Genomic DNA, 20,703 nt, shown 5'->3' on the forward strand with positions numbered 1-20,703 from the left:
TGCGAGGTCGCTCCGTTCGGGACGGAACGGATTCCCGGGGAAGGTTAAGACCCCGGCAGGACATTGCCTGCCTGAGGGTAAGAGAAGGGATATCGAGGACAGCCGCCATTATGCTCGGAGCGCACCGCTGATGCCGTGATCGGCACGGGTTGCCAGCCACGCAACATGGCCTGTTTCATCAGATGTTAGCTCGAACGGAGCAGCGATCACGCCACGCCCCTTCGCACGCAGTTGCGCGGTCTTGAGGGAGAGGGCGGACAGCTTCAAGCTCATGTTTTTCCTCATTTTTCAAAACAACCAGCCCTCAGGAAAGAACGCCGGTTTCAGCCGTGGCATACAGCGCATTCAAGCGGATCGGTTCCCATGGCACGACCGGTTCGGATGACTGCAAATTGCAACCCAACCGGCACGGAGGCGTGTCCGGCAATCCGCTGGCAGGGAAACCATGAACAGGCACCGCGCCAATTGCGGAATTGCGATCTCCTCCTCCGAGACCATAGAAGCCTTTTCCGGTTCCAACATGGACCTGGAGCATGTCGTGACCTGCTCACGTCCCGAAGTCCCGAATTCCGGCAGTGCAAGCGACTCCGCCCTCCCGGCGCATCACGTTCAGCCCCTCCAAAGGACCTCCCGTCACCGTTTTAAACCGGGAAAACGACTCGAACCACGCTTTCTTGGATTGTTTGATAAGACAAGCCCGCTATAAAAAGAAGAACAATTTTGCTACCTTTCAAGGTACCCGATGCACAGATCAATCCTACAATCGACGCCATTTGATACGACAGAATCGCCAAGCCTCGTCGAAAGAACGATGCTGGACATAAGAAAATACATTTATGGCAACGGGTTGAAGCCCGGAGACGTTATGCCGCCGGAGGCGGAGATTTCGACTCAGCTGGATGTGTCCCGCACCGTCGCGCGCGAGGCCCTGCGCGGTCTGGCCGCGCTTCGCATCATCGAGGTCGGCAATGGTCGTCGGGCACGCGTCGCCGGCCCGTCCGCCGAAGCGCTCAGCGTTATCATTGATCACACAGTTCACACGCGACAGGTTTCCGTGGTCCAGATCCAGGACGCGCGGCGCACGATCGAGATGCGCACGGTCGGGCTTGCCGCGCTCCATCGCAGCGAAGATGATGCGCGTGCGCTGCTCGAAACCATCGACGGGATGATGGCGGCCGCCAAACGCAGCGAGTCCGAGACCGTGATGGAGTTGGACATTCTCTTTCACGAGATCATTGCCCGCGCCTCTGGCAACCCGCTCTACTCGATCTTCGTCGACAGTTTCCGCGTTATCACCCGCCAGACATGGAATATCGGCTGGCGGGCGCGCGGCAATTACGAGAACCGGGTCGAGAATATCCGCTGTCACGAGCGTATTGCGAAGGCCGTGGTGGAACAGGATGTCGAAAAGGCCGAGGCCGCCATGTCGGAGCATTTCGACAGCTCCTTCATGACCCTCCTGCGCGCCGGGGTGAAGTAACGGTCTCGCCCGGGGACGCCTTGCTTCAGAACGCCATCGGATCCATCGCGCGCGGCTTCGGCCCGCCCGTCGCCCAATCCAGCAACTCGACCGTGTGCACCACCGGCACGCCCGCCCCGCTGCCGATCTGCATCATGCAGCCGATATTGCCCGCCGCGATCACGTCCGGCTGCTTGGCCTTCAGGGTCCTTATCTTGCGCGCCTTGAGCTCGGCCGAAATTTCCGGCTGCATAAGGTTGTAAGTCCCCGCGGACCCGCAACACAGGTGCGGATCGGACGGCTCCACCACCTCGAACCCCACCTGTTTCAGCAGGGTCTTGGGATGGGTCTTGATCTGTTGGCCATGCTGCAAAGAGCAGGCGGAGTGGTAGGCCACCCGCAGCGTCTCTGGCGGCTCTGCCTCGACCCCCAGTTCCATCAGCACTTCCGAAACGTCGCGCGCAATCGCGCTGACCGCCGCCGCCTTCTCGGCCAGCGGGTCGTTTCGGAACATGAAGCCGTAATCCTTGACCGTCGTGCCGCAGCCGGATGTGTTGATGACGATGGCATCGAGCCCATCACGTTGCATCTCCGCCCACCAGGCCTCGATATTCTTCGCTGCCGTGCCATGCGCCTGATCGGTCTTGCCCATGTGATGGGTCACCGCCCCGCAGCAGCCCTGCCCCTCGGCCACGACAACCTCACACCCCAACCGCCGCAGCAGCCGGATCGTGGCATCGTTGATATCCGTGTTCAGCGCCCTCTGCGCGCAGCCCGTCATCAACGCCACCCGCATCCGCCGTTCGCCCCTCGACGCGAACACCTGCGGATCGTCATTGCGGCTGACCGGCGGAATGCGCTTCGGCGCCATCTCCAGCATCGCGCGGAGCCGCGCATCGGGCATCAGTCGCCGGAAGGGACGGCCAATCTTCGCGCCCAGCATCGCCAGCCGGAAGCGCCCCGGATATGGCAGGATGCGCGCCAGCAATGACCGCAGCACCCGGTCCGTGAACGGGCGTTTGTACGTCTTCTCGATGTGTTCGCGCGCATGATCGACCAGGTGCATGTAATGCACACCCGAGGGGCAGGTCGTCATGCAGGCCAAACAGCTCAGGCAGCGGTCGATATGCTTGACGGTATGCGCATCCGCGGGCCGGTCATTCTCCAGCATGTCCTTGATCAGGTAGATCCGCCCGCGCGGGCTATCCAGCTCGTCGCCCAGCACCTGGTAGCTCGGGCAGGTCGCCGTGCAGAAGCCGCAATGCACGCAGGAGCGCAGGATCTCGTTCGCCCGCGCGATGCCGGGATCCTGCAATTGCGCCTCGGTGAAATTCGTCTGCATCCCGCCCTACCCTGTCGCTTTCTTCGTCATCAGGCACGCGCCCGGGCATTCGCCCCGGCACCTCACAGCATCAGCCCCGGGTTCAGGATCCCGCGCGGATCGAACCGCGCCCGCAACCCTTCGGCCAGTGCCGCCAGCGGCGCCGATTGCGGCGCGAAAATCCCGCCACAGGCGCGCCGTTCCAAGGGCGCGCGCACAAGGGTCGCATGACCGGCAATCCCGCGAAGCGCTGCTCGCAGATCGAACTGCGTATCCAATCGCGCCCAGATCAGCCCCCCGCCCCAATCAAGCTGAAAATCGGCATCTGGCAGGGCCGCGATCACCGCCGGCGCATCCGTGGGTTTCACGGAAATTCGCCAGACCACGCCATCCCCGGCAGACAGCCGCGTCACATCGCGAACATCCCGCCAGATCAAAGCGACTTCTTCCGGGTCCGTCACGACCGAAAGCTCTCCAAACGACTCCAGAACTTCGCGCAACCGATCCGTGCGATAGGCCACCGATGCATCGAACCCCTCGATGCGGATCAACGTTGTCGCCTCTTTCCCGCCCTCGGCTGGCAGATACGCCGCGCCCGTCACCTCGAAGGGCGAGCCCAGGGCGAGCGACATCGCATCCACGGCGCGCGCCACCTCCAGCCCTTCCAACCGAAGACAGGCCGCCGTCTCCGGTGCCGGCAGAACCTTGAAACTCACCTCGCTCAACACCCCGAGCGTGCCGAAGCTGCCCGCCATCAGCTTGACCAAATCATAGCCGGTGACATTCTTCATCACCCGCCCGCCATTCTTCAGAACCGTGCCGTTGCCATCGACGAAACGCACCCCCAACAGGCTGTCCCGACAGGCCCCTGCCTGGATCCGCCGCGGCCCGGACACGTTGGCCGCAACCACCCCGCCCAAGGTCGGCACCCCGTCCGTGCCAAGCAGCACGCGGTGATCCATCGGCTCGAATGCCAACCGCTGCCCCTCGGCGCGCAGGGCCTCATCCACCGTCTCAACCGGCGTGCCTGCCTTGGCCACGAGCGTCAGCGCGCCCGGTTCATAAAGCGTGATCCCCGACATCCCCCAGACCGTCAACGCCTGCCCGGCCACCAGTCGCCCCATGGGCCGCGTGCCACCGCCGCATACCGCCAGCGGTCCCTCCGCGCTCCGAACGGCTTCTGCCAGTTCGGCTTCACTCTCCGGCCTCAACATCTCGCGCCAAACCCTGTCATCAACTGTTCCCAAGTATCCTCCGGGGTGAATTTGCCGTCAGGCAAAGAGGGGGCAGACAGCCCCCTGCCACCGCCAAGCGCCCTCACGCCGCATCCCCCCGGCGCGGCTCGGAAGCCGCCAGCGGAAACACCTTGGCCGGATTCAACAGCCATTTCGGGTCGAACACATCCTTCACCGCCATCTGTATCTCCAGATCCTCGGGCGCGAATTGGTGAACCATCAGATCCCGCTTCTCCACGCCAACGCCATGCTCGCCCGTCAGGCACCCGCCTGCCTCGACACAGAGCTTCAGGATCTCCGCCCCCATGGCCTCGCACAACTCCAGGTCCCCCGGCTTGTTGGCATCGAACAGGATCAGCGGATGCATATTGCCATCGCCAGCATGAAAGACGTTGCCCACATCCAGGCCGAACTCCCGGCTCAACTCGCCGATCCGCCGCAGCACCATCGGCAGGGAAGAGACCGGGATCGTCCCGTCGAGGCACATGTAATCGTTGATCTGCCCCATGGCGCCAAAAGCCGATTTCCGCCCCAGCCAGATCCGCGCCGATTCTTCGTCCGAACCGCTTTCGCGCAATTCCACCGGGTTATGCTGGCGCGCGATCTCCAGGATCTTGCCCAGCTGCTCGTCGATCTCCGCCGCCGAGCCCTCGACCTCGACAATCAACAGCGCCTCGCAATCCGGGTAGCCTGCCTTGGCAAAGGCCTCCGTCGCGCGGATACAGGGCCTGTCCATGAACTCGATCGCCACCGGCAGCACGCCCGCGCGGATGATGTCGGACACGCATTGCCCGGCCACTTCGTTGTTGTCGAACCCCATCAGCACCGGCCGCGCGCCCTCGGGCTTGCGCAGGATGCGCAGCGTCGCTTCGGTGACGACGCCAAGCTGCCCCTCGGAGCCACACACAAGCCCCAGAAGATCATAGCCGTCGGCATCGAGATGCGCCCCGCCGATCTCGACCACGCTTCCATCCATCAACACCATGGTCACACCAAGCAGGTTATTGGTCGTCACCCCATATTTCAGGCAATGCGCCCCGCCCGAATTCATCGCCACATTGCCGGCAATCGCACAGGCAAGCTGGCTGGACGGGTCGGGCGCATAGAAGAAATCCTCCTCTTCCACCGCCGCAGAGACGCTGAGATTGGTCCGCCCGGTCTGCACCCGGATGAAGCGGTTCGCGTAGTCGACCTCCAGCACCTCTGTCATCCGGGCCACCCCGAGAATGACACTATCCGCCGTCGGCAGCGCTCCACCGGCAAGCGAGGTGCCCGCGCCGCGCGGCACAACCGGCACGCCCTCCTCGTGGCAGATCTTCAGAACCGCAGACACTTCCGCCGTGGAAGCAGGCAGGACCGCCGCCAGGGGCGGGCATTTATAGGCTGTGAGCGCATCGCATTCATAGGCCCGCGTCTCGGCGATTTCCGAAATCACCGCGCCGTCCGAAAGGACCGCCCACAACCGGTTCACGATATGGTCCTTGCGCGCAAGCACGCGCTGATTGGGCACCGGCATGTCCATGCTTGTCCTCCCCATAATTGGTAAGGAAATAGAACCAATTTTTGCGGCTGGCAAGGAAGGATTTCGGCGCTAGTGTCGCGCCATGACATTGCTTGACGGACTCGCCCTTCTCTCCTGGCTCGACATAGCCGGCCTCACCCTGCTCGTCCTGTGCTGGTATGGCATCGGCTGGAGAATCGAGCATCCCATGGGCGGCGCGCGCTCGGTTTCCAACATGATGCTGGCCTATCGCGAAGACTGGATGCGGGAATTCGTCACCCGCCAGCCCCGCATCTTCGACGCGTCCATCCTGTCGACGCTTCGGCAGGGAACGACCTTTTTTGCCTCCTCCTGCATGATCGCCATCGGCGCTGGCCTGGCCCTCATTGCCAATCCGCAACCATTGAGCGACGTCGCCGGGGAACTCGTGAGCAACAACCAGGCCCCCGCGATCCTGTGGGAGATCAAGCTTCTGCCGATACTCCTCTACCTCGTGAGCGCGTTTCTCGCCTTCGTCTGGGCGCACCGGCAATTCGGCTATTGCGGGGTGCTCATGGCATCCGTGCCAAACGATCCCGAAAACCCCATTACCTATCCCCGCGCGGCACGCGCGGCGGAACTGAATTCCCGCGCCGCGCGCAGCTTCAACCGCGGTATGCGCTCAGTCTATTACGCGCTTGGGGCAACCGCCTGGCTGGCGGGCGCCCTTCCACTGATCCTCGGCACGCTGGCGGTGACCGCCATGATCTGGCGTCGCGAATTTGCCTCCCACAGCCGCGCGCTGCTGATGCGCGAGGATGGCTGACAGCATCGTGACCGCACGGCTGGCCGGCCCCGTGGCAGGATGGTGCCATGAAACGGTTCGCATCACCGCTGCTCGCATTTCTCGCCGCCACTCCCGTCATGGCCGACCCGGCCGTGATCGAAGCCGTCGAGGCGCGCGCGATGTCAAATGGCTGGCATTTCTCGGTCACGCTGCGTCACGGGGATACCGGCTGGGACGATTACGCCGATGGGTGGCGCGTGCTGGCGCCTGACGGATCGGTGCTCGGCACCCGCGTGCTGGCCCATCCACATGTCAATGAACAACCCTTCACCCGCTCCCTCTCCGGGGTGGCGATCCCGGACACGATTGCAAAGGTGCGCATCGAGGCCAGCACCTCGCCCGAGGGCTGGTCCGGCAAGCCGCAGGGCTTCAGGCTGCCGCGCTGACGCTCCGGCGCCGACGGCGTCCGGCAAATGCCATGACCCCGAGCCCCCCGCCCAGCAGGAAAGCCGACGCGGGCAGCGGCACGGCTGCGGCGGAATACTCGATGACATAGGTGGCAACATAGCCATTCGTGGTGCGCCACTCGTCGCTCCACATCGGCGAAAGAATGTAATCGGCCCAATGGCTGGAATTATCGGGTTCGCCAACAGGGAAGTTTTCCCAGCCGCTCACCCCGATCTCCTCGCCGGCCTCCGGCCCGTCCAGCCAGCCCCAGTTGCCATCCGCGTTCTGCCCGCCGCCCACCTGGTAACTGGCCGTGGCGAGGGAATCGACGAAATCCTGTTCTTCCTGCGAGGTGATGGTGACGAGATACCCCGTCATGTCGTCATAGGTAGAGGCGGCCGCCAAGTCCTGCGAGTCCTCATGCGTGACCCACGCATAGATATACTCGTACCAGTGGTCGTTTCCGCCATCCTCGGCGGTACACTGGACCACGGCGCCATTGCACGGCAGGGCCGAAACGGCAAACAGCGACAGCGCCAGACAGATCTCTCTCAACATCACAACGGAACCTGAAAAAATCTACGCGACTTTTGCAGGTTGAACTAAGCGCCAAATCCGACGCAAACATGTCGCGCCCAGGCTGCTTTAGGGGTCATTCGCGGGCCGATCAGCGGCGTCCCTCGCGCAGCCATGCGCCGAGCATCAGCCCGATCGACAGCAACAGGAACAGAAGCGGCGCGACCAGCGGGATGATGGTCACGTCCGCTGTCTGGTAGGCACCGCGCGGCGTGATCCCGATCCAGCCACGCCCGGCCGCCGTGCGGCCCTCGCGCACCTGCCGGATCCGGGGCAGCCCTTCCTCTATCCGGACAGCGCCGCCACGGCGCGCGGCGAGCATATCGGCCAGCGGTTCGGCGCTGGCAATGGTCTGCTCGAATTCCTTCGGCGCCGCCGGACCGAGCGCCACGACACCGGTCAACTCGCCTTCGACCAACCGGTAGAGCCCCGGTTCCTCGCCACTGAATCGGCCCGTGTAGCGCCCCGGTGCAGCCTCCGTCAGAGGCACGACCTGCACCTGTCCATCCGGTGCCGTCACTTCGACCGCCTCTGGTGTTTCGCCCAAAGTACGGCGCGTCAGCGTCACATCCAACCCCTCGGCCGTCGCGGTGAGCGCCTCCTCCTCCAAGTCTGGCTCCTTCATCGTCCAGTGCGCCAGCCGCCGCAGCAGTTCCATCTGCGGCCCGCCGCCTTCGAAACCGCGCGACCAGAGCCAGGCGTGATCGGACCCAAGCAGCGCAACGCGCCCCTCGCCGACGCGATCCAGCACCAGTAGTGGGCGCTCCTCGATGCCCGAGAGCACCACCTGCCCGCGCTCCGGCTCCAGCTCCACCAACCGGAACCAGCGGCCCCAGCCCGGTTCCCCGGAATCTTCGACCGATGGGAACAGCCGGTCCAGCCCTTCCGTCACCGGATGCTTGTTGCCGGTCTCGGTGATCTGCGGGCGGTAGCCCTGCTCGATGACGCGCGAGGTCGGCATGGCGGGCAGGATCTCGGAGAGCGGGGAGCGGTAGAGACTGTCGGCGGTGGCGAAATCCGGCCCCGCCGCGACGAGGATCGCGCCCCCGCGCTCGACATAGTTCCGCACGTTGTCGAGATAGATCATCGGCAGGATACCGCGCCGCTTGTAGCGATCAAAGATGATCAGGTCGAACTCGTCGATCTTCTCCAGGAACAGCTCGCGCGTGGGAAAGGCGATGAGCGACAGTTCGGTCACCGGCACCCCGTCCTGCTTTTCCGGCGGGCGCAGGATGGTGAAATGGACGAGATCCACCGAGCTGTCGGATTTCAGCAGGTTGCGCCATGTCCGCTCGCCCGCATGCGGCTCGCCCGAGACCAGCAGCACCCGCAGCCGGTCGCGAACGCCGTTGATCTGCACCACGGCGGCGTTGTTGCGGTCGGTCAGCTCGCCCTCGGCGGCGTCCACTTCCAGCCGCACCACGTTCATGCCGCCATGCGAGAGCGTCAGCGGCATGTCGAGATCCTGCCCCACCGGCACCTGCACCGGGAAGGGCTCCTCGGCACCGACGCCCACCATCAGCGTGACAAGCCCCCCGGCGCCTTCCGGCACCGCGCCGCTATTCTCGATGCGCAGGGTCAGCGTCACCTCCTCGCCGACGATGGCAAAGGCCGGCGCCGATTTGATCGTCAGGCGACGGTCCCAATCCTCTTCCTGCCCGGTCATGAGCAGATGCAGCGGCGCGGGCAGATCCGGGGCGCGCGCTATGTCATGGACGAGCCCGTCGCTCACCAGCACAGCGCCCGCGATGCGCGCCCGCGGCTGCTCGGCGGCAAGCTCGGCCAGCGCGCTCATGGCGAGTGAGCCGGCATTGTCATCGCCGTCGCGAAGGATCACCTGCCGCAGCTCGGTATCGGGCAGCGCGGCCACGGCCTCGGTGACGCGGGCAATCGCAGCGTCGGTCTGCTCGGCACGCGCGCCGATCTGTTGCGAAGCGGTCCGGTCCACCACCATCAACACGAAATCGGAGAGCGGCTCGCGCTGCTCGACCTGGTAAGACGGGTTCGCAATCGCCACCAGCAGCGCGATGGCGGCCAGCCCGCGCAGCCACCAACCGCGCCCGCCGCGCCAGAGCGCCAGCCCGACCAGCAGCGCCGAGAGGGCACAGGCGATCCAGATCGCCATCCATGGCAGAAGCGGGTCGAACAAGATATCGGCGGCGCGCATCATTGGCCCAACCTGTCGAGCAGATCCGGCACATGGACCTGGTCGGATTTGTAGTTGCCGGTCAGCACATGCATGATCAGGTTCACGCCGAAGCGCAGCGCCAGTTCGCGCTGCCGTTCGCCGGAGAAGCCCCGGCCAACTGGGAACATCGTGTTGCCGCGCTCGTCGACCGCCCAGGCAGCCGCCCAGTCATTGCCGCCGATCACCACGGGCGTCACCCCGTCATTGAGGTTGCGGAACGGCATCCCCTCGACCTTTTCCGCGTCCAGAGGCGCTGCCTCGACCCAGACATCGCGGCTGACGAAACGGCCGGGGAAATCCTGCAGCAGGTAAAAGGTGCGGGTGAGGACGTGGTCCTGCGGAAACGGCTCCAGCGGCGGAACGTCGAGCGGGCGGGCGAGTTGTTGCAGCTTGCGGCCTGCCGGGGTGCCTGAGCCGAAGCCGCCGATATCGGCGTCGCGCGTGTCGAACAGGATCATCCCGCCCGAGCGCAGGTAACGGTTCAGCTTGCCGTAGGCGACTGCCGAGGGGATCGGCTGGTCGAGCGAGATCGGCCAGTAGAGGAAAGGGAAGAAAGCAAGCTCGTCGGTCTCCAGGTCCACCGCCACCGGATCGACTGGCTCGATCGACGTCCGTCCGTAGAGCGTTTCCGACAGACCGCGAAGTCCGGCAGCGGCGATCTGGTCTGTCTGACGATCATTGGTAATCACATGGGCAAGCACGACCTCGTTGGTGGCAAGAAGTGCCAGCGCGTCATCGCCCTGCTGCGCTTTGGCCCGGCCACCGGGGACGATCAGGAGCGACAGTGCCAGAAGGGCAACGGCACCGCCCCGCAGCTGACGCAAGCGCCCAGAGAGCCAGAGCGAGAGCATCAGGTCGAGCCAGAGCAGCGCCAGGGCCGCCACAAGAGCCTGCCCCTTGAGCGGCGTTTCGCGGGCAACCTGCAGGCCCTCCACGGCAATCCGCGCAGGCCATTGGGCGGGTTTCAGCACGGCCTCCGGCCCAATCACGTTCAACGCAACCCGACGGTCGCCGCTGGCATAGAGCCCCGGCGGCATCTCGCGCGTCAGCCGGCCCTCGGCCAGCCGCTCGCCCGGAACCCCGGCCAGCGTCTCGGCCAGTTCCACGCGGCCATACCCGTCAAGAACCCGGTCCGCCGTCCACGTCGTGCCCACCAGCTCTGCCGCATCGGGCGCGGAAGGGCGGGTGGAAATGGCCAACCGCTCCAGCATCTGCACGAAAAGGCCGGAGAGCGGCAGCGTGGACCATTCGGTGTTCGCAGTGACGTGGAACAGCACGACCTGCCCGTCGCCCATCCGCTTGCGCGTGACCAGCGGCGTGCCATCGGCCAGCGCGGCGATGACACGTTCGGAAAGCTCGGGATCGGGTTGCGCCATGACCTGCGAGTTGACGACCACCTCGGAGGGAATGTCGAGGCCGAAGAAGGGCGAGTCTTCCCTGAAGGGGCGCAGGCCCTTCGGCTCGCCCCAGCTCATCGCACCGCCCACCGAGCGCCCGCCTTCGCGCAGGCGCACCGGCATCAGCGGGTCCAACTCGTTGCGGCTCACATCGGAGCCGGCCAGTCGCGGACCGGCAAATCGCACCAGCAAGCCCCCTGCCTCGACCCAGTCGACCAGCCCGTCACTCTCAGCAGGCGCGAGGCGGGCGACATCGGCCAGAATGATGGCGTCCGGGTTTGCAAGGAGCAGGTCGGCAATGTCACCGTCGACGAGGTCTGCCGTGGGCGCCAGCGCCTGCTCCAGATAATGCAGCGGCGAAAGTAGCTCCAACCCCTCGCGGTCCTCCCGCCCGGCGATCAGCGCCACCTCGCGCCGCTTCAGGCTGTCATCGGTGAGCGTCACTGCCCCGGCCGAGCGCTGAGCGACGATCTCGAAACGCGTGACCCGGTTGCGCAGCTCCGGCGGCAGGGACAGCTCGACCTCGGCCCCGGCTTCACCGGCCCCAAAGGTCAGCGGCACCGTGGCGAGTTGGCGTTCCACCCCTGCCGGGTCCAGCCCGACCGCGGCGAGGTCCACTTCCATCTCCGGCCCGCTGCCGAGCCGAAGCGCGGACAGGCGCACCAGCCCATCCTCGTAAATCGCCGGCTTCAGCGCCAGCACGGGACGGCCGTTTTCCAGAACCCGGACTGTTCCGCGCGCTTCCAGCGCTTCGAGCAGCGGGGCGCGGCCTTCGTCCTCCAACCCGGAGGACAACCAGAAGGTGTCGAACCGCTCCGACCCGAGGGCCGCGATCCAGCCGGCCTGATCCTCCGGATCGGGCAACCACGGCTGAGGATGCAGACCTGCGAGGCGATTGGCCCAGCGATCCGCCGACAGGAATTCCGTCGCCACCGGCGAAAGATCGCTGCGCTGCACCAACGCGACAGGCCGTCCGGCCCGCCCGGCTTCCTCCAGCGCGGCCTCGATCCGGTCCCGCCGCCGGGCCCAGTCGCCCGCGTCGGCCCAGCCGCCATCGACAAGAACCAGCAATGGTCCGGAACCCGGCTCGTCGATCTGCGGGTTCAGCACCGGACCGGCAAAGCCGAGGATCACCAGCGCTGCCGCCAGCATCCGCAGAAGCAGCAGCCACCACGGCGTCCGGTCGGTCTGGGTTTCCTCGTCGCTGAGCCCCAGCAGCAGCGCTACGCCCGGAAACCGCCGCCGGATCGGCGCAGGCGGCACGGCCCGCAGCAGGATCCACAGGATCGGCAGCGCCAGAAGCCCCAAGAGCAGCAGGGGCGCGGTAAAACCTATGGGCCCGAGCATCCACATCAGCCGCTGCGCTCCAGCGCCGCGTAGAGCCAGAGCAGCGCCGATTGGGCGCTGTCACCGGTATGATGACATTGATAGAGCCAGCCGGAGAGCCGCGCGAGGCGATCCAGCCGGTCCTTGCGTCCGGCCAGGCGCTCCAGGTAGCGATCTTTCAACTCCCCGGCCTTCAGGGTCTCGTGCGAAACGGTGCCGCCCATGCTCTCGAAGATCGTCCGGCCATCGAAGGGGAACGTCTCCTCCACCGGATCGAGGATCTGGAACAGCATCCCGTGCACGCCCCGATCCGCGGCCTTGGCCAGAGCGGCCTCCACCGCGTCCATGTCGCCCATGAAATCCGACAGGAACACGGCGCGGGCATGGGCGGGCAGCCCGGGCGTCTGCGGGATGCCGTAATCCTCCTGTGAAAGCTCGCCGGTCAGCGCCTCGGCAAGGCGCACGAGTTGTACCTGTCCCGACCGCGGCGGCGTTCCGAGATTGGCAAGTCCGATCCGCTCGCCGGCCCGCACCAGCAGCACAGAGAGCGCCAGCGCAAGCAGCCGGGCACGATCCGACTTGGTCGCTCGATCCCGGTCGCCCGTGTAGCTCATCGAACGGGACCCATCGACCCAGATCACGACGCTCTGCGCGGCCTGCCATTCCTTCTGACGGATGAAATGCACGTCGGATTTCGCCGAACGCCGCCAGTCGATCTCGCGCGCCTCGTCACCTTGCGCGATGGGCCGGTATTGCCAGAACTCGTCGCCCATCCCCGCGCGGCGGCGCCCATGCGCCCCCAGCAGCACGGTCGAGGCCAGGTGCTCGGCCTGCACCAACAGCGGCGGCAGCACACTTGCCAGCCCCTCGGCCCGCGTTCGCAATTGCGGACCTGCCTGCGCTGTCGGGCCAATGCTCACGCGGCAACCTCGATATGGCTGACCTGTTCGGCGACGGAATGGATGAGATGGCCAAGGCTCTCGCCGCGCGCCCGGGCGGCAAAGGTCAATGCCATGCGGTGCAGCAGCACCGGCTCGGCCATCTGCACCACGTCCTCGGGCGACGGCGCCAGCCGGCCATCAAGCAGCGCCCTCGCGCGGACTGTCAGCATCAGCCCCTGCGCGGCGCGCGGCCCCGGCCCCCAGCTGACATTGCGCGTCACCTCTTCGGGCACACCCGGCTCACCGGGGCGGAAGGCGCGCACGAGATCAAGGATTAGTTCGACGACCTTCTCGCCCACCGGCATCCGGCGCAGCACAACCTGCGCCGCCAGAAGCTCCTCGGGCGTAAAGACGGCGTGGCTCTGCGCCTCTTCGATGCCGGTCGTGGCCAGCAGGATCTCATGCTCCGTCTTGCGATCCGGATAGGGCACGTCGATCTGCACGAGGAAACGGTCGAGCTGCGCTTCGGGCAGCGGATAGGTACCCTCCTGTTCGATCGGGTTCTGCGTGGCCAGCACGTGGAAGGGCGCTCCGAGCGCGCGGTGCTCGCCGGCAATCGTTACCTCTTTCTCCTGCATCGCCTGCAGCAGGGCCGATTGCGTCCGCGGGCTGGCGCGGTTGATCTCGTCGGCCATCAGAAGCTGGCAGAAGACCGGCCCCTCGATGAAGCGAAAATCGCGCCGGCCTCCCTCGCCGGTCTCCAGCACTTCGGAGCCGAGAATGTCCGCCGGCATCAGGTCGGGCGTGAACTGGATCCGGTTGGTGTTCAGCCCCATCACCGTTCCCAGCGTGTCCACGAGACGGGTTTTTCCCAGCCCCGGAAGGCCGATCAAAAGCCCGTGTCCGCCGCACAGGAGCGCCGAAAGGACGAGATCCACCACCCGTTCCTGGCCGATGAACCGCCGCGTGATCGATTCCCGCGCTTCAGCCAGTTTTCCACCGAGGGCTTCGATTTCGGCAACAAGTTCGCTAGGTTCGGACATGACACGGTTCCTCGGGCAAATACGTCGCGACCAGTAAGGCAGATATTTCGCGGGGAACAAATGACAAATAAGGGATCGACGAAAATGAACAGGACCCCGTCGGCCGAAAGCCTTGCCGCTGCCGCGAGCAAAGTGGCGACTTCGGGCAGACTTCCCCCGGTTCACCTCTGGGATCCGCCCTTCTGCGGCGATCTGGACATGGAAATCCGCCGCGACGGCACCTGGTTCTACCAGGGCACGCCGATCGGCCGAGCGCCGCTCGTGCGGCTGTTTTCCACGATCCTGCGCCGCGATGGCGACGACTATTTCCTGGTGACACCGGTCGAGAAGGTGGGGATTCGGGTGCAGGACGCGCCCTTCGTGGCAATCGATGCGAATTTCGCCGGCGAGGGCGAGGAACAGGTCATCACCTTCAAGACGAATGTGGGCGACACGGTCACCGCTGGCCCCGAACACCCGATCCGCGTGGAGCGCGATCCGGAAACGGGCGAACCGTCGCCTTACGTGCTCGTCCGCGTCAACCTCGAAGCGCTGATCGACCGCAAGACCTTTTATCGGCTGAGCGAGATCGGCACGCATCACGAGCACCTCGGCGAGAAATGGTTCGGATTATGGTCCGGCGGCTGTTTCTTCCCGATGATTCCATCCACCGAACTGGACTGATTGGCGACGGATGGAATGCGAGCCGTAGGTTCCCGGGGCCGAACGACCGCACCCCAAAGGAAAAGCCGGCCGCGACGAACGCGGCCGGCTCCGGGTCTGTTCGCCTGAAGCAGCGAGACCCGGGTTACTCCTCCCGGTCGAGACCGTTCGTTGCGGCGATGAAATCGGCGAGCATCGGGACGAAACGCTCCCCCTGCCCCGCGGACTCCATCGCGCCGAAATTGTTGCGGATGGCCGATTGCACCGGGTTCACCGCGCCCACGCTCGTGGCCAGGTTCGACAGGTAGCGCATGTCCTTGTGGGCGTTGGTGATGCTGAAACGGTGGGCGTTCTCGTCATGCTCCAGCGTCCATTTCATGAAGGTGTCGTAGAAGCTGTTATGCATTCGCGAGGAGCCGATCAACTTATGGAACTGCTCGACGCTGAGGCCGGACTTCCGGGCGAGCGCCATGGCTTCCGCCAGCAGCGCAGCATTGCCCATGGCGACGAAATTGTTGATCAGCTTCATCTTGTGGCCAAGGCCGACGGCGCCGAGATGGGCGATATTGGTGGCCCAGCATTTCAGAACCGGCTCGATCCGGGCAAAGGCCTCGTCATCGGCACCGACCATGGTTGACAGTGTGCCCTGCGCGGCGTTGGCCGGTGTTCCGCCAAGCGGGGCATCGGCCATGGCGATTCCCCTGGTAGCGAGCATTTCCGCCATTTGCACGGTCGACACCGGATCGGCCGTGGAGCAATCCACGACAATACTGCCCGCCTTGGCCTTGGCCGCGATCCCGCCCTCGCCCGCGATTACCGCTTCGACCTGTGGGGAGCCGGAGACGCAGATATGGATGATGTCGCATTGCGCGGCCAGCTCGGCGATGGAAGCAGCCTCCGTTGCCCCGTTCGCCAGCAGGTCCTCGACGGGGCCGCGGTTGCGATGGGCCACGACCACCAGGGGATAGCCGCCTTTCAGGATGTTCAGCCCCATGCCGTGCCCCATCAGGCCAACACCGATGAAACCGATTGTGGGTTTGGTCATTCTTCCTCCTCGGCGACATATCTGCGCCAGTCACGTTCCGTTTCGAAACCCCGCGCCAACCGGGACTTGCGGTTGGACAGCAGCGGTTCGTTCTCCCCCGAATCCTCTGTCACGGGCAGTGCCGCGAGAAAGACAAGCATGAGGTTTTCTCATCTGGCAGATCGCGAACCGTCCGGTTCGACGCCGCGGAAAAGCCTTTCTTCTTCATATGCGCCAGCACGGGGAATTCAACATTTGTATCAGCATGATGCCACTCCTTGCGGCGCGATTCCCCATGCGCCGCCGGCCAGGCCAGAAATCAAGGGGCGCTACGATTGCGCACCTTTCGCCATGGGTCACAAAAGCATATCCTGCATCTATAATTCGCCTTCAATACAAGAGACTTGCCGCTACGGGTTGCATTATATTCATCAATACGCATATGTTGTCGACCCGCCGACCGACCAGGAGTCCCGTCATGCTCAGATATTTTCTGCCTCTGATTGCCGCCCTGCTCCCCCTGGGAGCCATGGCCGAAGGAGCGCAACAGGTTCGATCCGTCGAGTTGACGGAATGGAAAGCCGTTTTCGGCCGGATCGAGGCGCGCGACCGTGTCCCGGCGCGCTCGCGGCTTGGTGGCACCCTGCTCGAGGTCGGCGTGGCCGAAGGCTCGAAAGTCGAAGAAGGCCAACAGATCGCGACAGTGCAGGACGAGAAACTCGCCCTTCAGCTTGGCGCCATCGACGCCACGCTGGATTCGCTGCGCTCACAGCTCGAAAACGCCATGGCGGAGCTGAAACGCGGTGAGAGCCTGCTGGAACGCGGCGTGACCACCGCCCAACGGCTGGACCAGCTACGCACCCAGGTCGACGTGATCCAGGGCCAGATCGGCTCCACCGAGGCCGAAAAGAACGTTCTGCTGCAGCGCGAGGCCGAAGGTGCGGTGCTTGCGCCGATCTCCGGGACAGTCCTGAATGTTCCGGTCACTGAGGGCTCGGTCGTCCTTTCGGGCGAGCAGATCGCGGAAATCGGCGGCGGCGGTTTCTTCCTGCGGCTTGCGGTGCCCGAGCGCCATGCTGGCTTCCTTGAGGAAGGGGCCAAGATCCGAATTGGCGGCGAAGGCGCCGAAACCACCGGAACGCTGGCAAAGCTCTATCCGCTGATCGAGAATGGCCGCGTGATCGCCGATGTCGAGGTTGAAGGCATCGCCACCGATTTCGTCGATGCGCGCGTGCTCGTTCGCCTGCCGGTCGGCAAACAGGCCGCGCTGGTCGTGCCAGCCGAGGCGGTTGCAACCCGGATGGGGCTCGACTTCGTCACCATTGCCGGTGCCGACGGCGCCGCCGTGCAGCGCGCTGTCGTGATCGGCGCCGCGCAGGAATTGGACGGCGTGCCGGTGGTCGAAATCCTTTCCGGCGTCACGGAAGGTGAAGAACTGGTGATGGGCCATGAGTGAGCAGGAGTCCCAAAGCAAACTCGGGATCGCCGGAGGGCTGACCCGGGCCTTCATCCAGTCGGCGCTGACGCCACTGATGATCCTCGCCGCGCTCGCGATGGGCCTTGTGGCGCTCATCAGCCTGCCGCGCGAGGAAGAACCGCAGATCTCGGTGCCGATGGTGGATATCCATATCCAGGCGCCGGGGCTGAAGGCCGAAGACGCGGCCAAGCTGGTGACCGAGCCGATGGAAACCATCGTGCAGGGCATCAACGAGGTCGAACATGTCTACTCCCGGACGAACGACGACTATGCGCTTGTCATGGCCCGATTTCTCGTCGGCACATCGGCCGATACCGCGATCCTGCGCGTGCATGACAAGGTCCGCGCCAACCTGGACCGCATCCCGGTCGGCATCGACGAGCCGCTGATCGTCGGGCGTGGCATCGACGACGTGGCCATTGTCTCGCTGACCCTCTCGCCCAAGCCAGAGGCCGGCGAGATGACCGCAAATGACCTCACCCGCATTGCTCGCGAATTGCAGGTGGAACTGGCCAAGATCTCCGACGTGGGCCTGACATACCTCGTGGGCGAGTCCCCCGAGGCGATCCGCATCGCACCCGATCCGGAGCGGCTGGCCCTTTATGGCGTGACGCTGCAACAGCTTGCCGGCAAGGTCGAAGGCGCCAACCGGGCCTTCAGCACCGGCTATGTCCGCGATGGCGGCGAGCAGATTTCGCTCGTGGCCGGACAGACGCTCAAGGCGCCGGCGGATGTGGCCAACCTCCTGCTGACAACACGCGACAACCGCCCCGTCTATGTCCGCGACGTGGCCGATGTGAGCTTCGTGCCCGACACCTCGGACAAGATCGTCGCCAATGTCGTCCGCGCCGAGGATGGCGAGATCATCCGCTCGCCCGCCGTGACGCTGGCCATCGCCAAGCGCGCCGGCTCGAACGCCGTCGTGGTGGCAGAGCAGATCCTGCACAAGGTGCACAGCCTCGAGCACGACCTGATCCCGGACACCGTGTCGATCGAGATCACCCGCGACTACGGCGAGACGGCCAATGAAAAGGCCAATGAGCTTCTGTTCCACCTCGGGCTGGCAACGGTTTCCATCGTGGCGCTGGTGCTCTTCACCATCGGCTGGCGCGAGAGCATCGTGGTGGCGGTGGTCATCCCGGTGACGATCCTGCTGACGCTCTTTGCCGCCTGGGTGATGGGCTACACGCTCAACCGGGTGTCGCTCTTCGCGCTGATCTTCTCCATCGGTATCCTGGTGGATGACGCCATCGTGGTGATCGAGAATATCGCGCGTCACTGGGCGATGCCGGACAAGGAGAACCGGGTCAATAAGGCCATTCGGGCCGTGGCCGAGGTCGGCAACCCGACCATCGTCGCCACACTCACCGTGGTTGCCGCGTTGTTGCCCATGCTCTTCGTTTCCGGGCTAATGGGGCCCTATATGAGCCCGATCCCGGCCAATGCCTCCGCGGCGATGATCTTTTCCTTCTTCGTGGCGGTGATCATAACGCCCTGGCTGATGGTCAAGATCGCGGGGCGCGCGCCGCTCCATGACCACGGGGGCGAAGGCCACCACGGCGGCACCCTCGGGCGGATCTATGCCTCCGTGGCGCGTCCGCTGCTCAAGACCAAGTTCGGCAGCCTGCTCTTCCTGCTGGTTGCCGCGGCGATCTCCTTCGGTTCGCTCGGCGCGCTCTATACGCGTGACGTGACCGTGAAGCTGCTTCCCTTCGACAACAAGTCGGAACTGTCGGTGGTGATCGACCTGCCAGAGGGCGCCTCGATCGAGGCGACCGATGCCGTGGCACAGGCCGTCGCGCGCGAGGTACTGCAACTGGAGGAGGTCCTTTCGGTCCAGACCCATGCGGGCGATGCCGCGCCCTTCAACTTCAACGGCCTCGTGCGGCATTACTACCTGCGCGCGCAGCCGAATTTGGGCGATGTGCAGATCAATCTCGATCACAAGGCGCACCGGGAACGGACCAGCCACGAGATCGCGCTGGAAATCCGCGAGCGGATCGCCGAGTTGGACGTTCCCGCTGGCACCAGCCTGAAGACGGTCGAACCGCCCCCGGGCCCGCCGGTCATGGCGACGCTTCTGGCCGAGGTTTATGGCCCGGATGCCGAGGCGCGCCGGGAAGCGGCGACGAAGATCCGGGAGGCATTCCAATCCGTTCCCTTCATCGTCGACGTGGATGACAGTTTCGGCGAGCAGCCGCGCCGCTTGCGCGCGACCATTTCGACCGACCAGCTGGAATTCTTCGGCGTCGAGGAGTCGGATGTCTTCACGACATTGTCCCTGCTCAACCACGGCGCCACGGTCGGCTATTCCCATCGCGGCGAGGGCCGCTATCCGATCCCGATCAACGTCGAGCGGGACAAGGCCGACCGCGTGGTGGACGAGCGCTTCCTCTCCACCCCGATCCCGGCCAATGTGCTGCCCGGCGCGCGGGGCGTGGTCGAGCTGGGTGACGTGGTGGAAGTCGCTGAGGAGCACGCCTCCTTCCCGATCTTCCGGCATAACGGGCGCACCGCCGAGATGGTCACCGCCGAGCTGGCGGGGAATTTCGAGGCCCCGCTCTACGGCATGCTGGCCGTTGGCGAGGCGCTGGACGCGATGGACTGGGAGGACGGGCAGAAGCCCGAGATCCGCCTGAACGGCCAGCCCGAGGATGAAAGCACCATCACCCTGCTCTGGGACGGCGAATGGGAGGTGACCTGGGTCACTTTCCGCGACATGGGCGCGGCCTTCGCGGTGGCGCTGCTGGGCATCTACATCCTCGTCGTGGCGCAGTTCGGATCGTTCAAGCTGCCGCTCGTGATCCTGACGCCGATCCCGCTGACGTTCGTCGGCATCATCGCCGGGCACTGGCTGTTCCACGCGCCCTTCTCGGCACCCTCGATGATCGGTTTCATCGCGCTGGCGGGGATCATCGTGCGCAACTCGATCCTGCTGGTGGATTTCATTCGCCACGCGGACCCGACGAAGGACAAGGTCGAGACCCTGATCGAGGCCGGCGCCATCCGCTTCAAGCCGATCCTGCTGACCGCGGTCGCGGCCATGATCGGCGCGGCGGTGATCCTAGCCGACCCGATCTTCCAGGGGCTGGCGCTGTCGCTGCTGTTCGGCCTGCTCAGCTCGACGCTGTTGACGGTGCTGGTTATCCCGGCGATCTACCGGGTGTTCCGGACATAACGCCCGAAGACATGGAACAAGAAGAGCGCCGGAAACATTCCCGGCGCTCTTTCTTTTTGGGTCTGGCCGTTCAGCGCGGGTGCCAGCGAAACGCGAAGGTAGAGGTGGCTCGGTTTGTCTGAACAGGTTGAAGCCGTTTTCTAAGTGGATCTTCCGCTCAGTTATGCCGCGACCGGGACTGGCCGTGGCGGGTTGAGATATGCCTGATCGGGCGTTTGCCCGTCCAGCGATGAATGCGGTCT

General features: G+C 65.0%; 17 protein-coding genes. 6 read left to right on the plus strand and 11 right to left on the minus strand.

Annotated features, from left to right (window positions below):
- Positions 1-108: 108 nt before the first annotated feature.
- Positions 109-273 (minus strand): hypothetical protein, encoded by a 165-nt coding sequence (locus BLR85_RS29205; RefSeq protein WP_170844620.1) that lies wholly within the window; start codon positions 271-273, stop codon positions 109-111.
- 538 nt (positions 274-811) lie between these two features.
- Between BLR85_RS29205 and BLR85_RS17825 the strand changes: the two genes are divergently transcribed.
- The gene (locus BLR85_RS17825; RefSeq protein ID WP_170844621.1) at positions 812-1,480 is read left to right on the plus strand and encodes a FadR/GntR family transcriptional regulator; all 669 of its coding nucleotides are present in this window, start codon (positions 812-814) and stop codon (positions 1,478-1,480) included.
- Between the two features lie 25 nt (positions 1,481-1,505).
- Here the strand turns inward: BLR85_RS17825 and glcF are convergent, their stop codons facing one another.
- The 3 genes from glcF to BLR85_RS17840 form a co-directional block, all read right to left on the minus strand.
- The gene (gene glcF / locus BLR85_RS17830) at positions 1,506-2,801 is read right to left on the minus strand and encodes a glycolate oxidase subunit GlcF (RefSeq protein ID WP_093159653.1); all 1,296 of its coding nucleotides are present in this window, start codon (positions 2,799-2,801) and stop codon (positions 1,506-1,508) included.
- A 62-nt stretch (positions 2,802-2,863) separates the two neighbouring features.
- Positions 2,864-3,991, minus strand: a complete 1,128-nt coding sequence (locus tag BLR85_RS17835) for an FAD-binding protein (RefSeq protein ID WP_093159722.1) — start codon at positions 3,989-3,991, stop codon at positions 2,864-2,866.
- Between the two features lie 106 nt (positions 3,992-4,097).
- A complete protein-coding gene (locus BLR85_RS17840) occupies positions 4,098-5,537 on the minus strand; it encodes an FAD-linked oxidase C-terminal domain-containing protein (RefSeq protein WP_093159658.1) in 1,440 nt (479 codons plus the stop codon).
- 82 nt (positions 5,538-5,619) lie between these two features.
- Between BLR85_RS17840 and BLR85_RS17845 the strand changes: the two genes are divergently transcribed.
- Entirely contained in the window at positions 5,620-6,321 is a 702-nt protein-coding gene (locus BLR85_RS17845) for a DUF599 domain-containing protein (RefSeq protein WP_093159662.1), read from the plus strand.
- Positions 6,322-6,368: 47 nt separating this feature from the next.
- Complete coding sequence (locus BLR85_RS17850) at positions 6,369-6,728, plus strand: hypothetical protein (protein ID WP_093159667.1); 360 nt, start codon at positions 6,369-6,371, stop codon at positions 6,726-6,728.
- Here the strand turns inward: BLR85_RS17850 and BLR85_RS17855 are convergent.
- The 5 genes from BLR85_RS17855 to BLR85_RS17875 all read right to left on the minus strand — a co-directional run bounded on the left by BLR85_RS17855 (position 6,712) and on the right by BLR85_RS17875 (position 14,140).
- A complete protein-coding gene (locus BLR85_RS17855) occupies positions 6,712-7,287 on the minus strand; it encodes a VPLPA-CTERM sorting domain-containing protein (RefSeq protein ID WP_093159672.1) in 576 nt (191 codons plus the stop codon). The genes BLR85_RS17850 and BLR85_RS17855 overlap by 17 nt on opposite strands.
- Positions 7,288-7,396: 109 nt before the next feature.
- Positions 7,397-9,472, minus strand: coding sequence for a hypothetical protein (locus BLR85_RS17860; RefSeq protein WP_093159727.1), 2,076 nt, complete (start codon positions 9,470-9,472; stop codon positions 7,397-7,399).
- On the minus strand, positions 9,472-12,243 hold the full coding sequence (locus BLR85_RS17865) for a DUF4159 domain-containing protein (protein WP_093159678.1): 2,772 nt from the start codon (positions 12,241-12,243) through the stop codon (positions 9,472-9,474). Before BLR85_RS17865 ends, BLR85_RS17860 begins: the two co-directional genes overlap by 1 nt.
- Complete coding sequence (locus BLR85_RS17870; protein WP_244520774.1) at positions 12,243-13,136, minus strand: DUF58 domain-containing protein; 894 nt, start codon at positions 13,134-13,136, stop codon at positions 12,243-12,245. The genes BLR85_RS17865 and BLR85_RS17870 overlap by 1 nt, the downstream gene beginning before the upstream one ends.
- A complete protein-coding gene (locus tag BLR85_RS17875) occupies positions 13,133-14,140 on the minus strand; it encodes an AAA family ATPase (RefSeq protein WP_093159682.1) in 1,008 nt (335 codons plus the stop codon). The genes BLR85_RS17870 and BLR85_RS17875 overlap by 4 nt, the downstream gene beginning before the upstream one ends.
- Positions 14,141-14,224: 84 nt before the next feature.
- Between BLR85_RS17875 and BLR85_RS17880 the strand changes: the two genes are divergently transcribed.
- Complete coding sequence (locus BLR85_RS17880; RefSeq protein ID WP_244520775.1) at positions 14,225-14,803, plus strand: DUF1285 domain-containing protein; 579 nt, start codon at positions 14,225-14,227, stop codon at positions 14,801-14,803.
- Positions 14,804-14,927: 124 nt separating this feature from the next.
- Here BLR85_RS17880 and BLR85_RS17885 read toward each other — a convergent pair whose 3' ends face one another.
- Complete coding sequence (locus BLR85_RS17885; protein ID WP_093159692.1) at positions 14,928-15,827, minus strand: NAD(P)-dependent oxidoreductase; 900 nt, start codon at positions 15,825-15,827, stop codon at positions 14,928-14,930.
- Entirely contained in the window at positions 15,824-15,967 is a 144-nt protein-coding gene (locus tag BLR85_RS29210) for a hypothetical protein (RefSeq protein WP_170844622.1), read from the minus strand. The genes BLR85_RS17885 and BLR85_RS29210 overlap by 4 nt, the downstream gene beginning before the upstream one ends.
- A gap of 317 nt (positions 15,968-16,284) precedes the next feature.
- On the opposite strand from BLR85_RS29210, the gene BLR85_RS17890 reads away from it, so the two are divergent.
- Both BLR85_RS17890 and BLR85_RS17895 read left to right on the plus strand, forming a co-directional pair.
- The gene (locus BLR85_RS17890) at positions 16,285-17,262 is read left to right on the plus strand and encodes an efflux RND transporter periplasmic adaptor subunit (RefSeq protein ID WP_093159697.1); all 978 of its coding nucleotides are present in this window, start codon (positions 16,285-16,287) and stop codon (positions 17,260-17,262) included.
- A complete protein-coding gene (locus BLR85_RS17895) occupies positions 17,255-20,461 on the plus strand; it encodes an efflux RND transporter permease subunit (protein ID WP_093159702.1) in 3,207 nt (1,068 codons plus the stop codon). The genes BLR85_RS17890 and BLR85_RS17895 overlap by 8 nt, the downstream gene beginning before the upstream one ends.
- The last annotated feature ends 242 nt before the right edge of the window (positions 20,462-20,703 follow it).

Source organism: Aliiruegeria lutimaris (genome assembly GCF_900099935.1).
Taxonomy (GTDB): domain Bacteria; phylum Pseudomonadota; class Alphaproteobacteria; order Rhodobacterales; family Rhodobacteraceae; genus Tropicimonas; species Tropicimonas lutimaris.

Coding starts and splice junctions, on each gene's coding strand:
- BLR85_RS17895 (WP_093159702.1), top strand. CDS start 17,255: ATGAGTGAGCAGGAGTCCCAAAGCAAACTCGGGATCGCCGGAGGGCTG.
- BLR85_RS29205 (WP_170844620.1), bottom strand. CDS start 273: ATGAGCTTGAAGCTGTCCGCCCTCTCCCTCAAGACCGCGCAACTGCGT.
- BLR85_RS17880 (WP_244520775.1), top strand. CDS start 14,225: ATGAACAGGACCCCGTCGGCCGAAAGCCTTGCCGCTGCCGCGAGCAAA.
- BLR85_RS17865 (WP_093159678.1), bottom strand. CDS start 12,243: ATGTGGATGCTCGGGCCCATAGGTTTTACCGCGCCCCTGCTGCTCTTG.
- BLR85_RS17860 (WP_093159727.1), bottom strand. CDS start 9,472: ATGCGCGCCGCCGATATCTTGTTCGACCCGCTTCTGCCATGGATGGCG.
- BLR85_RS17825 (WP_170844621.1), top strand. CDS start 812: ATGCTGGACATAAGAAAATACATTTATGGCAACGGGTTGAAGCCCGGA.
- BLR85_RS17840 (WP_093159658.1), bottom strand. CDS start 5,537: ATGGACATGCCGGTGCCCAATCAGCGCGTGCTTGCGCGCAAGGACCAT.
- BLR85_RS29210 (WP_170844622.1), bottom strand. CDS start 15,967: ATGCTTGTCTTTCTCGCGGCACTGCCCGTGACAGAGGATTCGGGGGAG.
- BLR85_RS17850 (WP_093159667.1), top strand. CDS start 6,369: ATGAAACGGTTCGCATCACCGCTGCTCGCATTTCTCGCCGCCACTCCC.
- BLR85_RS17875 (WP_093159682.1), bottom strand. CDS start 14,140: ATGTCCGAACCTAGCGAACTTGTTGCCGAAATCGAAGCCCTCGGTGGA.
- BLR85_RS17845 (WP_093159662.1), top strand. CDS start 5,620: ATGACATTGCTTGACGGACTCGCCCTTCTCTCCTGGCTCGACATAGCC.
- glcF (WP_093159653.1), bottom strand. CDS start 2,801: ATGCAGACGAATTTCACCGAGGCGCAATTGCAGGATCCCGGCATCGCG.
- BLR85_RS17885 (WP_093159692.1), bottom strand. CDS start 15,827: ATGACCAAACCCACAATCGGTTTCATCGGTGTTGGCCTGATGGGGCAC.
- BLR85_RS17855 (WP_093159672.1), bottom strand. CDS start 7,287: ATGTTGAGAGAGATCTGTCTGGCGCTGTCGCTGTTTGCCGTTTCGGCC.
- BLR85_RS17890 (WP_093159697.1), top strand. CDS start 16,285: ATGCTCAGATATTTTCTGCCTCTGATTGCCGCCCTGCTCCCCCTGGGA.